Annotated in this window: 12 protein-coding genes and 2 pseudogenes; 4 read left to right on the forward strand and 10 right to left on the reverse strand. The window is 70.6% G+C overall.

The annotated features are described in order from the left end of the window. Positions 1-136 precede the first annotated feature (136 nt). The 3 genes and pseudogenes from Q8W67_RS10225 to Q8W67_RS10235 all read left to right on the forward strand — a co-directional run bounded on the left by Q8W67_RS10225 (position 137) and on the right by Q8W67_RS10235 (position 1884). Positions 137-840, forward strand: a pseudogene (locus Q8W67_RS10225) (IS5 family transposase). Between the two features lie 13 nt (positions 841-853). After that, positions 854-1426 (forward strand): annotated as a pseudogene (locus Q8W67_RS10230) (ATP-binding cassette domain-containing protein); the annotation flags it as partial. 203 nt (positions 1427-1629) lie between these two features. Beyond that, positions 1630-1884 carry a hypothetical protein gene (locus Q8W67_RS10235; protein ID WP_305544721.1) on the forward strand — a complete coding sequence of 85 codons (255 nt, stop codon included), beginning with the start codon at positions 1630-1632 and terminating at the stop codon, positions 1882-1884. 45 nt (positions 1885-1929) lie between these two features. Here the strand turns inward: Q8W67_RS10235 and Q8W67_RS10240 are convergent, their stop codons facing one another. Next, the gene (locus Q8W67_RS10240; protein ID WP_305544724.1) at positions 1930-2379 is read right to left on the reverse strand and encodes a MucR family transcriptional regulator; all 450 of its coding nucleotides are present in this window, start codon (positions 2377-2379) and stop codon (positions 1930-1932) included. A gap of 279 nt (positions 2380-2658) precedes the next feature. Next, entirely contained in the window at positions 2659-3744 is a 1086-nt protein-coding gene (locus Q8W67_RS10245; protein WP_305544728.1) for a YeiH family protein, read from the reverse strand. A gap of 146 nt (positions 3745-3890) precedes the next feature. On the opposite strand from Q8W67_RS10245, the gene Q8W67_RS10250 reads away from it, so the two are divergent. Continuing rightward, positions 3891-4139, forward strand: coding sequence for a hypothetical protein (locus tag Q8W67_RS10250; RefSeq protein WP_305544729.1), 249 nt, complete (start codon positions 3891-3893; stop codon positions 4137-4139). A 15-nt stretch (positions 4140-4154) separates the two neighbouring features. Here Q8W67_RS10250 and Q8W67_RS10255 read toward each other — a convergent pair whose 3' ends face one another. The 8 genes from Q8W67_RS10255 to Q8W67_RS10290 form a co-directional block, all read right to left on the reverse strand. Beyond that, entirely contained in the window at positions 4155-4481 is a 327-nt protein-coding gene (locus Q8W67_RS10255) for a cytochrome c (RefSeq protein ID WP_305544732.1), read from the reverse strand. An 11-nt stretch (positions 4482-4492) separates the two neighbouring features. Then, a complete protein-coding gene (locus tag Q8W67_RS10260) occupies positions 4493-5698 on the reverse strand; it encodes a molybdopterin-dependent oxidoreductase (protein WP_305545072.1) in 1206 nt (401 codons plus the stop codon). Positions 5699-5931: 233 nt separating this feature from the next. After that, the gene (locus Q8W67_RS10265; RefSeq protein ID WP_305544734.1) at positions 5932-6924 is read right to left on the reverse strand and encodes an Ldh family oxidoreductase; all 993 of its coding nucleotides are present in this window, start codon (positions 6922-6924) and stop codon (positions 5932-5934) included. Positions 6925-7320: 396 nt separating this feature from the next. Continuing rightward, on the reverse strand, positions 7321-8460 hold the full coding sequence (locus Q8W67_RS10270; protein WP_305544736.1) for an amidohydrolase/deacetylase family metallohydrolase: 1140 nt from the start codon (positions 8458-8460) through the stop codon (positions 7321-7323). Positions 8461-8637: 177 nt separating this feature from the next. Then, positions 8638-9651: an ABC transporter ATP-binding protein gene (locus tag Q8W67_RS10275; RefSeq protein ID WP_305544740.1), complete on the reverse strand. Its 1014-nt coding sequence runs from the start codon at positions 9649-9651 to the stop codon at positions 8638-8640. Continuing rightward, positions 9648-10661, reverse strand: coding sequence for an ABC transporter ATP-binding protein (locus tag Q8W67_RS10280; protein WP_305544742.1), 1014 nt, complete (start codon positions 10659-10661; stop codon positions 9648-9650). Before Q8W67_RS10280 ends, Q8W67_RS10275 begins: the two co-directional genes overlap by 4 nt. Continuing rightward, positions 10658-11602 (reverse strand): ABC transporter permease, encoded by a 945-nt coding sequence (locus Q8W67_RS10285; RefSeq protein WP_370693852.1) that lies wholly within the window; start codon positions 11600-11602, stop codon positions 10658-10660. The genes Q8W67_RS10280 and Q8W67_RS10285 overlap by 4 nt, the downstream gene beginning before the upstream one ends. Then, a complete protein-coding gene (locus Q8W67_RS10290; protein WP_305544745.1) occupies positions 11599-12540 on the reverse strand; it encodes an ABC transporter permease in 942 nt (313 codons plus the stop codon). Before Q8W67_RS10290 ends, Q8W67_RS10285 begins: the two co-directional genes overlap by 4 nt. Between the last annotated feature and the right edge of the window lie 49 nt (positions 12541-12589).

The following is a 12589-nucleotide window of genomic DNA, read 5'->3' on the forward strand; positions in this document are numbered from 1 at the left end:
CTAGGGTGTGAACCGAACCAAGCTGTTGCCGGGTTTGCCAGTTTGTGATTCCAGGCGACTGTTTTGCAGCCTGGAGGTGGCGATGGCGGACCTGTTCTGGCTCTCCGATGAGCAGTGGGCGGTGATCGAGCCGTTCATGCCCAGAGACCAGCCCGGCCCCGAGCGCAAGGACGACCGGCAGATCATCTCCGGCATCCTGCACGTGCTCACATCGGGATGCCGCTGGCGTGATTGTCCGGCGGAGTATGGGCCGCGCACCACCGTCTACAACCGGTTCAACAGATGGTCGCGGCGCGGCTTCTGGAAGGCCATGTTGGCGGACCTGGCCAAGGCCGGGTGGGCGGGCGATGCGGCCGCCCTCGATAGCACCTATGTGCGGGCCCACCGCTCGGCCCACGGCGGCAAAGGGGGGCGCGGACACAGGCCATCGGCCCGTCGCGCGGCGGCCAGACGACCAAGATCCACGCGCTCACCGATGTCCTCGGCCGCCCCGGCGTCCTCTTGCTGACGCCCGGCAACGCCAGCGACGTGACGACCGCGCCTGCGGTGCTGGCCGAAGCGCCTGGCCGGATCCGGCGGCTGGCTGCCGACAAGGGCTACGATGCCGATTGGCTGCGCACCGATCTGCGGGCGCAGGGCATCACGCCGGTCATCCCGGGCAAGCGCAGTCGCAAACGACGCATCCGCCACGACAAGCGGCGCTATCGGGAGCGCTGGCGCATCGAGGCGACCTTCAACCGCCTCAAGGACTTCCGCCGCGTCGCGACCCGATATGACAAGCTCGCCCGCAACTATGCCTCAGCCGTCGCCCTCGCCGCCGTCATCGCTTTCTGGTGCTGATCGAGTCCAGACCCTAGGGAACCTCGACTACACGGCGCTCGGAAAGGCCGAGCTGCGGGACAAGCGCAGCCGCATCCAGATGATCTTCCAGGACCCGTTCGCGTCGCTCAATCCCCGGCGCACCGTGGAGCAGATCATCACGACGGGCCCCATCGCCCACGGGGTGCCGGCCGCAGAGGCGCGGGCGCGGGCCCGCAGCCTCCTCGACCTCGTGGGCCTCGACCCGAAGGCCGCCGCCCGCTACCCGAACGCCTTCTCGGGGGGCCAGCGCCAGCGCATCGGCATCGCCCGGGCGCTCGCCATGGAGCCGGACGTGCTGGTCGCCGACGAGGCGGTCTCGGCGCTCGACGTCTCGGTCCAGCGGCAGGTGCTGGATCTGCTGGAGGACCTGAAGCAACGCTTGTCGCTGGCGATGCTGTTCATCACCCACGACCTGCGGGTGGCGGCCACGATCTGCGACCGGATCGCCGTGATGCATCGCGGCACCATCGTGGAGATGCGCGGGACCGCCGACCTGTTCGCAGCCCCGGAACACGCCTATACGCGCAGCCTGCTGGCGGCGGTGCCCGGCGCCCGGGTCTCGTAGCCGCGCGGGGAAGGCGACCGGTACCGCGCGCGTGGGACGCGATGGGACGCAGCGACAAGTTTTTTGGACGGAGTCGCCCTGTCGCGATACGGACCATCCTGTAGGATGCGCGCATTGTCGAGGGCCGAGCGTCCCGGCGGATCTACGGCCGAGCACTACGTCCGTCCCCGCTCGCGCCCCGGACGCGGACGGGGACTCTTGACGTGTCGCTCTCAGCCAAGCCGGACGATCCCCGCCCCCCCCGCAGGCGGTGCCAGCCGGTCTCGCGCGGCGGGAACCAGCATCGGCCCGAGCGCTGGATCGGCACCGGCAACCGCCGTTCGCAGAAGCCGGAGGCGGCATCCGCCGTCACCAGCGCAAAGATCATCTACCTGAGTTGGGCCGACACGTTCGGGCGCCCGGCGCGCGGGCTGCTCCCCGGAACGACCGCGCACGTGCTGCCGTTCCGCGGACGGTGACGGCCTGCCGGCCATAGGCCGGCAGAAGCCGCGTCGAACCGCCGGTCAGCCGTCGGTGCCGGTCCTGCCCTGATCGGCGCGGGCACCCGGCACACCGAGACCGATCGCCTTGGCGAGGGCCGAGCGCTGCGCGGCGTAGCCCGGCGCCGTCATCGGGTAGTCGTCCGGGAGCCCGTAGCGCTCGCGGTACCGCCCGGGCGTCAGGCCGTGCGCGGTCAGGTGGCGCTTCAGCGTCTTGTACGACCGGCCGTCGATGAAGCTGACGATGCCGTCCTGCTGGACCGACTTGCGGATCTGCGCCGCGGTCGGCGGCTCGACGATGGGTGCCGCCTCCGCGGGCAGCTTCTGTCCGAGATTGAGGAGGGCGCCGTGTACGCTGGCGATCAGCACCGGCAGGGCTGCCGGCGGAACGGGGTTGTTCGAGACGTAGGCCGCAACGATGGCGCCAACCAGCGCGGGGAGTTCGGCGCTGCTCTCAGGATTCTCTTCGGGCACTGCGCGAGGTCCACTCTCAGGTTTCGACGATGGCACCGATGGTTCCAAAGCAAAAACCACCCTAGTGTCAAGATCGACTTGCCGCCCGCATGCCTGTCGAACGTGCATTTTAGTGCAGGATCGAAGGACACGGGACCTTCAACAGCCTCCGGTTAAGCTGTGCGTCGGCCCCGTTCGCCGAGGTTTACAGGCTGTAGCCTGCGAAAAATTCGGAATACGATGCCTGATGCATGAGCGTGATCGACGTGCGGCGAGCGCGATCGAAGAATGTTTGCGGTCTCAGCCGATCCCGAGGCCGCGAATCAGGCTGAGGCTGACGCCGATGAGGACGGCGAGCGAAGCGGTCACCGCGAGGGTAACCCGGCCACCGACCCGGGCGAGCACGCGCACGTCGACGCCGAGGCCCAGCGCCGCCATGGACAGCACGGTGAGGACGCCCGCGAGCTGCGTCAGCGGCTTGACCGCCGCGTCCGGGATCAATCCCAGGGACCGGAAGGTGGCCAGGATCAGGAATCCGAGGATGAACCACGGCACCAGCTTGGTCAGGCCGGGGCGGGCCCGCGGGGCGGCGCGATCCATGCCGGGTTCCCGGGGCAGACGTGGAGCGATCAGCGAGAATGCCACGACCACCGGCCCGAGCATCAGCACGCGCACCAGCTTGACCAGGGTGCCGACCTGGGTGCTCAGCAGGCTCACCGGCACGGTCGCGGCCAGCACCTGCGGCACCGCGTAGACGGTCAGCCCCGCCAGAACCCCGTACTGGTTGTCGCTCAAGCCCGCGAGCGGGACGAACAGGGGCAGCCCGAGCACCATCAGCACGCCGAGCACCGCCGTGAACGCGATGGCCGCCGCGATGTCCTTGGGCTGGGCCCCGATCACCGGCGCCACCGCGGCGATGGCGGAGTTGCCGCAGATCGCGTTGCCGCAGGCCACCAGGATCGCCATGCGGGCGGGCAGCCCGAGCGCCCGGCAGATCACGACGCTCGCGGCGATGCCGACCACCACGGTGCCGACGATGCCGGCCAGCAGCGCGGGTCCGGAGGCGAGGATCGCCCCGAGGCTGAGCGAGGCCCCGAGCAGGACGACCGCGACCTCGAGAAGCTGCTTGGCGGAGAACGCGATGCCGGTTCGAAACCGGTCGGCCGGCGTCCAGGCGGTGCGCACCGCGATGCCGATCAGGATCGCCAGCACCAGGGCCTCGATATAGGGATGGCCGGCGACCCGCTCCTCCAGGGCCTGCGCGGCCAGCGCCACGGCGGTGATCGCCGCGCACAGGGCGATGCCCGGCAGCACCGAGGCGGTGGAGGCCGCCCCGTTCGCGTGCGCCTGGGTGGAGCCCGTCTTGGAGGAAGCTTCAGGGCTCACGAGAGTCGCTCCGGGATCGCCATCACGGCAAGAGGAAGAAAACGTTCGCCGCACCGGCGCAAGAGAGAAGGACACTCTACGGCGACGGAAAACTTCGGAAGACGCCTCCATTGCACGGGAGGGGCGCAAGCGCGACATTTACGATCATGCGCATCACTCCTGACATCCGGTCGACGACGCTGGCGTTCGACCCGTTCGGCGAACCCGTCGCCGACGGCGTGGCGCGCGCCTGCCCGCCTACCTCTGCGGCCGGTGATCGGACGGCCCGTCGGATCGGTGGCGCGGTGTTTTGGACGCTCGCACTGGCGATCCTGGCCGGGCGCATCTACGCCTACGACATGCCGATGGTGCAGAACGTCGCCGCCTATGCCGCGCAGGCCTTGGCGTTGCGCTGAGCCTCGCCGCCAAGCTCAATACGTATCCGCCAAGTAGGCCGCGATCGCGTGGCCGTCCGCCTCGTCGATCGGGGCGTGATAGGCCTTGATCATCTTGCTCACCTCGGCCTCCCAGAACGCCTTGCCGCGTCCCGGCGGCTGCGTGGCGATGTAGTCGACCGAATGGCAGGTCTGGCAATTGGCCTGGGCCGCCTCGTAGCCCTGTGCGTGGGAGGCGCCCCCGCCGCCCTTGGGTGGCGTCAGCTGCGCCGTTGGGTCGGGCACCGCGTAGGTCCGCGGCGCGGCGAGCGCCGGACCGGCGATCAGCCCCAGGACGATCGATCCGCGAAGAAGCGCGCGCATCCCGTTCCTCCTCACGCCGCCCGTACCCGGGTGGTCTCGACCCCGTTGCGCATGTACCCGGACTGGTTCCAGCGCGGTTCCATCGGCTGGACGCTGCCGTCGTTGGCTGTCGCCCGGACCCGGATGACGTGTGCTCCGGGAGCGAGGTCGATGCCGAGCGACCAGGTCCGGAACGCGTAGGCGCCGAGATCCTGGCCGAGCGCCGCCTCCATCCAGGTCCGTCCGTCATCGGCGGAGACCGCGACCGTCCTGATCCCGGAGCCGCCGTCGAAAGCGATGCCGCGCAGGCGCACCGAGCCCGCCGCCACGCGCGCGCCGTCGGTCAGGCTGGTCAGGAACGAGCGCACGTTGAGGCGATTGATCGGCACCGTGGCGGTGGCCGCCTTGCCGGGCTCGGTGCAGGCGCAGGCATTGTCCGGGATGCGGTAGGCCGTCTTCATGAAGAAGCCGTCGAAGGGCGCGTCCAGGACGGTGACGGCATTCAGGTGCTTGACCCAGTAGGTGCCGTAATAGCCCGGCACCACGAGGCGGAGCGGGTAGCCGTTGAGCCAGGGCAGATCCTCCCCGTTCATGCCCCAGGCCAGCATCACCTGCCCGTCGCGCGCGTGGTCCAGGCTCAGGGCCTTCACGAAGTCCGGGGTCTCGGGCAGGACCGGTCCGTCCATCCCGTCGAGGGCGACCTGCACGGCCCCGGCCTTCACGCCGGCCCTGTCCAGCGCGCTCTTCAGCGGCACGCCGGTCCAGCGGGCGCAGCCCATGGCGCCGTTGGCCAGCTGGCCCCCGGCCATGCGCGGTTCGAAGAAGCCCCGGGAATTGCCTGAGCACTGATTGACCGCCACGATCTCGGTCTGGCCGGGTAGGGCCTTGATCTCGGCCAGGGAGAGCGAGACCGGCCGCTCGACATGGCCCTTGATCTCCAGACGAAAGGCGTCAGGGTCGATCTCCAGAGGTATGTCGGCCAAGTGGTAGCGCACGAAGAAGGCGTCGTTGGGGGTGATCGCGCCCTCGTCGAAGACGGAGAACGGCGTCTCGAGCTGCGGCGGCCGGGCGGTGGTCTGGAGGAGCGGGCGCTTGCCCGGATAGGCGACCAGCGGACGCTGACCGTTGCCGAACGGAAGCTCGACATCCCCGGCCAGGGCCCGCAGCGGCTGCACCGCCGCCGCGAATGCGCCGAGACCGCCCCGCAGCAGCAGCGCGCGCCTGTCGAGAGGGTCCATCATCACCTTCCTCTTCCTCGGTACCAGAGAACCGGGTGATCGTGTGCCGGCGCTCCCCTGATTCGGTGATCAAAGGGACGCCTTATCCCGTCGGTGTATCAGAATTTCTGCCCCGAACCGACGGCGGGTGAGACAGCCGCCAAGCCCGTGTCGGAGGGTTCGCCGCAGAAGGGCGCCGGCCGACCGGGAAGCCCGGCCTCGGATGTTTTACGGGAAACAGCGGCCGCCTGTGATCATGCCAGCCCCTCGATCTCGGCCACGAGAGCATCCGGGACCGCCAGCCCCTCCCGGGCGGCGCGGGCGCGCCGGTCGAGGCGCCGACTCCCTGGCAGGCGTGCGCCATCCTGGGTCTCGATCGAACCGGCCAAGGCGGCGAAGCGCTCCGGCGCCGCGGGGCTCAAGGCAGCGGCATCGATCGCCAGGATCAGTTGCCCGGTCCCCGGTGGATCACCCTCCGCGTCGAGGAACGAGCTGGCCTCGGCGGCGAAGTTCCCCCCGGTGAGGCCGGCGGCCAGGAGTTCCACCATCAGGGCCAGCGCCGTGCCCTTGGCGTCGCCCAGCGGCACCATCGTCCCCTGGAGGGCGTCGGTGGCGTCGGTGGTCGGGCGCCCCTCCCGATCGAGGGCCCAGCCCTCGGGGATCGGCTCGCCGCGCTGCCGCGCACCGACGATGTTGGCCCGGGCGACCTTCGAGAGGGCGAGGTCGACCACCACGGGCGCCCGGCCGGGGAGCGGGCAGCCGAAGGCCAGCGGGTTGGTGCCGAACACGGCGCGGCTCCCGCCCCAGGGCGCCATCGCGGCCGGCGTATTGGCGAACAGGAGCGCGACGCATCCGGCCTCCGCCAGCACCTCGACCGGTCGCCCGGCCGCGCCGCAATGGTGCGAGCGCCGGATCCCGGCCGCCGCGATGCCCTGCCGGCGCGCCAGTCCCGGCAGCTCGGCCAGCGCTGCATCGATCGCCGGGTAGGCGAAGCCGTGGCCGGCATCGATGGCCAGGAGGCCGGGCCGGGGCCGGGTCACGGACACCCGGGCATCGCCCACAACCTTGCCGGTCCGCAATTGGGCGGCATAGCCCGGTACCCGCGACAGCCCATGACCCTTCAGGTCGTCAGCCTCGGCTGCCACCAGGGCGCGGGCGGTGCTGTCGGCCGAAGCCGGGGCTGCCCCGCAGCGGCGGAAGGCGGCGGCCGCGAGGGCGTGAGCCTCCGCGAGGGTCAGGATCGGCATGGTCCTCTGGCTCCGGATGGCGATGGACAGCCCGCACGGGACACCTGCTCGACCCGCGGCGGGCTGTTGCAGATCGGGCTCGGCGCGCCGGTCGAATCGCCCGCGGTGTCGCTCCTTGATCCGGCCCCGATTGGATTCTCAAGCGGGCGAACGAGCAACCCGGTCGTGCGTGATCGTCCTGTCTTAACAAACTGGGGGGTGGTCCCCCCGATGAACGACCGCGCCCTTCGCTACTTCCTCGCTCTGTTGCGGACCGGCTCGGAGCGCCCGGCGGCCTCGGCCGTGAGCCGGCAGATCATCGCGCTGGAGGCGGTCTGCAGGGAGGCGGTGGACGGAGCGGACAGCCGGGGAAGGAGGCGCGTTTCATCCGCCAGGGACGATCCCGCGCGGGGTCGCTCAAACCGGGTGCCACCACCTGCCGCGCAGCACCACCCCCTCCGAGGTGATCCGCTGGGCGCCGGTCATGTGCTCCCCGCGCGTGTCGACGTAGTCGAAGGCGCCGTCCCGCACCGCCAGCACGGTGGCGTCGCCCAAGGCCCCGACCGTCAGGGTGCCGTATTCCATCCGCTTGAGCGCCACCGCGGCGTTGACCGTGGAGGCGGCGATGACGTCGTGCAGTCTCATGCCGAGGCAGAGCATCTTCGACATCGTGGTGACCTGGTCGAAGGCCGGCCCGTCGATGCAGAGCTGATGCACGTCGGACGAGATCGTATCCGGCATGAAGCCGCCCGCCAGCATGGCCCGGGCGGTCTTGAACGCGAACGAGCCCTTGCCGTGGCCGATATCGAACAGCACGCCCCGCGCCCGGGCCTCCCGCAGGGCGGGCTTCACGGCGCCCTGGGCGGTGACGGGGGAGTTCGGGAACGGCCGGAAGGCGTGGGTCAGCACGTCGCCGGGGCGCAGCATGGCGAGCACCTCCTCGTAGCTCGGCGGCGGCTCGTCGATATGGGCCATCAGGGGCAGGCCGGTCTCCTCGGCGACTTGGAGGGCGATGTTGAGCGGCGCCGTGCCCTGGTCTCCCGAGGAATTGCGCCCGACCCGGACCTTGATGCCGACGATCACGTCCCGGTTGGCCTCGGCCACCTCAACGGCCTCGCGCGGGGCCATGAGGCGGGGGTCCTGGCTCTCGCCGACCATGATGGTCTTCGAGAAGGCGTAGATTCCCGCGAAGGAGACGTGGAGATAGGCGAGGATCCGCGCCTCCGAGCGATCGATCACGTGCTTGCGGAAGCCCGCGAAATTGCCGGGCCCGGCGCTGCCGGTATCGACCGAGGTGGTCACGCCGGAGGTGCGGCAGAACGCGTCGGCATCGATGCCGATCGAGGTGCCGCCCCAGTAGACGTGGGTGTGCAGGTCGATCAGGCCCGGGGTGACGATCGCGCCACCCATGTCCCGCACCTGCGTGCCCGGGCCGACGGGCAGGTCGCGGCCGAAGCCGGAGACGCGGCCGTCCGCGAAGGCGACGTCGCAGATCCCGTCGTGGTTCTGCGACGGGTCGATGACCCGCGCGCCCTTCAGGATGAGGTCGTGCTGCAAGGCTGTCTCCGGGTGTTCATGAGGGCAGGCGGCGGATCGTTCCGGGTGGCCGGCGACGCCCCGTCGTTGCGAGCGCAGCCAACCGACCCAGAGGCGCAACGTCCCCGAAGGGTCGCGCTGGCCCGGCTCGCCCCGCTGCGCTCGCGATGACGGGCGGGGGTGGGGCCGACATCCCCGTCAGGCCGCCTGGGCGACCGCGGCGTCGTTGAGGTGACAGGCGGCGAAGTGGTCGGCGCCCACGGGTTCGAGCAGGGGCTCCTCGACGCGGCAGCGGTCGAAGGCGTGCGGGCAGCGGGTGTGGAAGCGGCAACCCGCGGGCGGGTTGATCGGGCTCGGCACGTCGCCCTTGAGCACGATGCGGGTACGGCCGGCGCCGGGCTCCGGGATCGGCACCGCGGAGAGCAGCGCCTGCGTGTAGGGGTGCTTGGGCGCCAGGAACAGGTCCCGGCGCGGGCCGAGCTCGACGATCTTGCCGAGATACATCACCGCCACCCGGTGGGTCATGTGCTCGACGATGGCCAGATCGTGCGAGATGAACAGCATCGCGAGGTCGAGCTCGCGCTGCAGGTCGCGCAGCAGGTTGACGATCTGCGCCTTCACGGAGACGTCGAGGGCGGAGACCGCCTCGTCGCAGATGATCAGGTCCGGCTCGGCGGCGAGCGCCCGGGCGATGCCGATGCGCTGGCGCTGCCCCCCCGAGAACTCGTGCGGGAAGCGGCCGAGCGCCTCGCGCGGCAGACCGACCCGCTCCATCAGGGCGGCGAGCCTCCCCTCGAGGTCGGCCGAGCCCTTGGCCAGCCCGAAATTCCGGATCGGCTCGGCCAGGATCGCCCGCACCCGCATGCGCGGGTTCAGCGACGAGAACGGGTCCTGGAACACCATCTGGATGTGGCGCCGCAGGGGCCTGAGCGCCCCGGCCGAGAGGTCGTCGATGCGCCGCCCCGCCAGCACCACCTGCCCCGCGGTGGGGGCGTAGAGGCGCATCAGGGCCTTGGCGACCGTGGACTTGCCGCAGCCGGATTCGCCGACGAGCGACAGGGTTTCGCCCCGCGCCACCGTGAAGGACAGGCCGTCCACGGCCTTGAGCACGCGGTTGGACCGGCCGAACAGGCCGCCCCCGAGGGAGAAGTGCTTCTTGAGGTCGTTGACCTCCAGCAGGGTGCGGGAAGCGGGTGCGGGCGTGGCGCTCATGCCGCGAGCGCGTCCTTGGGCGCGTAGTGACAGGCGGCGAGGTGCGCCGGCGCCTTCGGCTCCAGGGCCGGGGCGTAGGCGCGGCACAGGTCGGTCACGTCCGGGCAGCGCCCGGCGAAGACGCAGCCCTCGATCCGGTGCTTCAGGCTCGGAACCATGCCGGGGATCTCGGCCAGCCGCTCCGTGGCGCCATGCTCCACCGCGCCGAGCTTCGGCACGGCACCCATCAGGCCGCGGGTGTAGGGATGTCGGGGCGCCCGGAACAGCTCGCGGACCGGCGCCTCCTCGACCTTCCGGCCGGCATACATCACCACCACCCGGTCGGCGACCTCCGCGACCACGCCGAGATCGTGGGTGATCAGCATGATCGCGGCGCCGACGCGGGCCTTCAGGTCGCGCATCAGGTCGAGGATCTGGGCCTGGATCGTCACGTCCAGCGCCGTGGTCGGCTCGTCCGCGATGAGCAGCTTCGGCGAGCAGGCGAGCGCGATGGCGATCATCACCCGCTGGCGCATGCCGCCCGAGAGCTGGTGCGGATATTCCCGCACCCGGCGCCCGGGCTCGGGGATGCCGACGAGCGTCAGCATCTCGACCGCCCGCGCCTCGGCCTCGCGCCGGCTCAGGCCCTGGTGCAGGCGCAGGGTCTCGCCGATCTGACGGCCCACCGTCAGCACCGGGTTCAGGCTGGTCATCGGCTCCTGGAAGATGACGCTGATCTCGTTACCGCGGATCTTGCGCATCGCGCGGTCCGGCAGGTCGAGAAGGTTGCGCCCCTCGAACCGGATGGCGCCGGCGATGCGGGCCGGCGGCTCGGGCAGGAGCCGCAGGATCGACATCGAGGTCACGGACTTGCCGCAGCCGGACTCGCCCACGATCGCCAGGGTCTCGCCCGACTGGATCGCGAAGGAGACGCCGTCCACCGCCCGGTTCACCCCGTCGGGGGTGCGGAAATGGACCTGCAGGTTCTCGATCGACAGGAGGGGTACGCCGCTCACGCCTGTGCTCCTCATGCGTCTTTGGCCATGCGGGGGTCGAGGGCGTCGCGCAGGCCGTCGCCGACGAGGTTCACCGCGAGCACGGTGAGGGAGAGGAAGATAGCCGGGAACAGGATGATGTAGAACTTCACCTGCCAGAGGGCCCGGCCCTCGGCCATGATGTTGCCCCAGGACGGCGTCGACGGCGGCACCCCCGCGCCGATGAACGACAGGATCGCCTCGGTGATCATCGCGGAGGCGCAGATATAGGTCGCCTGCACGGTCATGGGCGCCAGGGTGTTGGGCAGGATGTGGCGCCAGATGATCGCCGGCATGCGCGTGCCCGTGGTCACCGCGGCCTCGACATAGGGCTGCTCGCGCAGGGACAGCACGACACCGCGCACCAGCCGGGCGACCCGGGGGATCTCCGCGATGGTGATCGCCACGATGACGTTCTGGACCGAGCCGCGGGTGAGCGCCATCAGGGTGATCGCCAGCAGGATCGGCGGGATCGACATCATGCCGTCGACGATGCGCATGACCAAGCCGTCGAGCCAGCGCACCATCCCCGACACGAGACCGACCGCGAGGCCCGCCACCGAGGCCAGGAACGCCACCGAGAAGCCGACCAGCAGCGAGATGCGGGCGCCGTAGACCACGCGCGAATAAATGTCCCGGCCGAGCATGTCGGTGCCGAACCAGTATTGGGCCGAGGGCACGCGGGTGCGCTTGGCCGGGGCCAGGGCAGTTGGATCGACGGTGCCGAGATAGGGCGCGAGCACCGCCATCAGGAAGACGACGAGCAGCAGCAGGCCGCCCACCACGATGGTCGGGTTGCGGCGCACGTAGCCCCAGACCGGCCCGCGGCGCCTGCGCACTGGGATCACGTCCGGCATCGGCGCCGCGACGGCGAGGCCCGCGGGGGGCGGCCCTTTCGCGACAGGGCCTCTGGGGAGGGGCGCGACGGTCGCGGTCAATAGCGGATCCTCGGGTCGAGCAACGTGTAGAACAGGTCGATGGCGAGGTTCACCAGCACGTAGACGAAGCTGAACAGCAGGACGACGCCCTGGATGACGGGATAGTCGCGCCGCAGGATCGCATCGACCGTGAGGCGCCCGAGCCCCGGGATGGCGAAGACCGTCTCGGTCACCACCGCGCCGCCGATCAGCAGCGCGATGCCGATGCCGATCACGGTGACGATCGGCACCGCGGCGTTCTTGAGGGCGTGGACGAACAGAACCGGCCCCTGCGCCAAGCCCTTGGCGCGGGCGGTGCGCACGTAATCCTGCTGCAGCACGTCGAGCATGGTCGCCCGGGTCACCCGGGCGATCAGCGCGATGTAGACGAGCCCGAGGGTCACCGCGGGCAGGATCAGGTTGGCGAACCAGGGCCACAGCCCCTGCTCGATCGGCGTGTAGCCCTGAACCGGCAGCCAGCCGAGTTCGAGGGCGAACACGTAGGCCAACACGTAGCCGACCACGAAGACCGGCACCGAGAAGCCCAGCACGGCGAGCCCCATGACCAGCCGGTCGATCAGGCTGCCGGCCTTCCAGGCCGCCACCACCCCGAGCGGCACCGCCACCACGATGGCGAAGACCAGGGTGACGAGCATCAGCGACACGGTCGGCTGCACCCGCTGCGCGATCATGGTGGTGACCGGCAGGTTGGTGAAGATCGAGGTGCCGAGATCCCCGTGCAGGATCTGCCAGGACCACTCGCCGAACCGCACCAGGAACGGCCGGTCGAGGCCGAGCGAGGCGCGGATGCGCGCGACGTCGTCCGGCGTCGCCTGATCGCCCGCGATGATCGCGGCCGGATCGCCGGGGGCGAAGTAGAGGAGGCTGAAGACGAACAGCCCGACCACCGCCATCACCGGGATGGTGGCCAGGATGCGCCTGCCGATATAGCCGAGCATGAGTCCCCGCTATGTCATGGGTTGCGCGCGCGCCGGGCGGTATCCGGCC

Origin of the sequence: Methylobacterium sp. NEAU K (assembly GCF_030700285.1) — a bacterium.
GTDB lineage: Bacteria > Pseudomonadota > Alphaproteobacteria > Rhizobiales > Beijerinckiaceae > Methylobacterium.

Excerpts from the sequence above, each read along its gene's own strand:
- Q8W67_RS10250 (WP_305544729.1), top strand. The coding sequence starts at position 3,891 with ATGCGCATCACTCCTGACATCCGGTCGACGACGCTGGCGTTCGACCCG.
- Q8W67_RS10255 (WP_305544732.1), bottom strand. The coding sequence starts at position 4,481 with ATGCGCGCGCTTCTTCGCGGATCGATCGTCCTGGGGCTGATCGCCGGT.
- Q8W67_RS10290 (WP_305544745.1), bottom strand. The coding sequence starts at position 12,540 with ATGCTCGGCTATATCGGCAGGCGCATCCTGGCCACCATCCCGGTGATG.
- Q8W67_RS10275 (WP_305544740.1), bottom strand. The coding sequence starts at position 9,651 with ATGAGCGCCACGCCCGCACCCGCTTCCCGCACCCTGCTGGAGGTCAAC.
- Q8W67_RS10265 (WP_305544734.1), bottom strand. The coding sequence starts at position 6,924 with ATGCCGATCCTGACCCTCGCGGAGGCTCACGCCCTCGCGGCCGCCGCC.
- Q8W67_RS10280 (WP_305544742.1), bottom strand. The coding sequence starts at position 10,661 with ATGAGGAGCACAGGCGTGAGCGGCGTACCCCTCCTGTCGATCGAGAAC.
- Q8W67_RS10260 (WP_305545072.1), bottom strand. The coding sequence starts at position 5,698 with ATGGACCCTCTCGACAGGCGCGCGCTGCTGCTGCGGGGCGGTCTCGGC.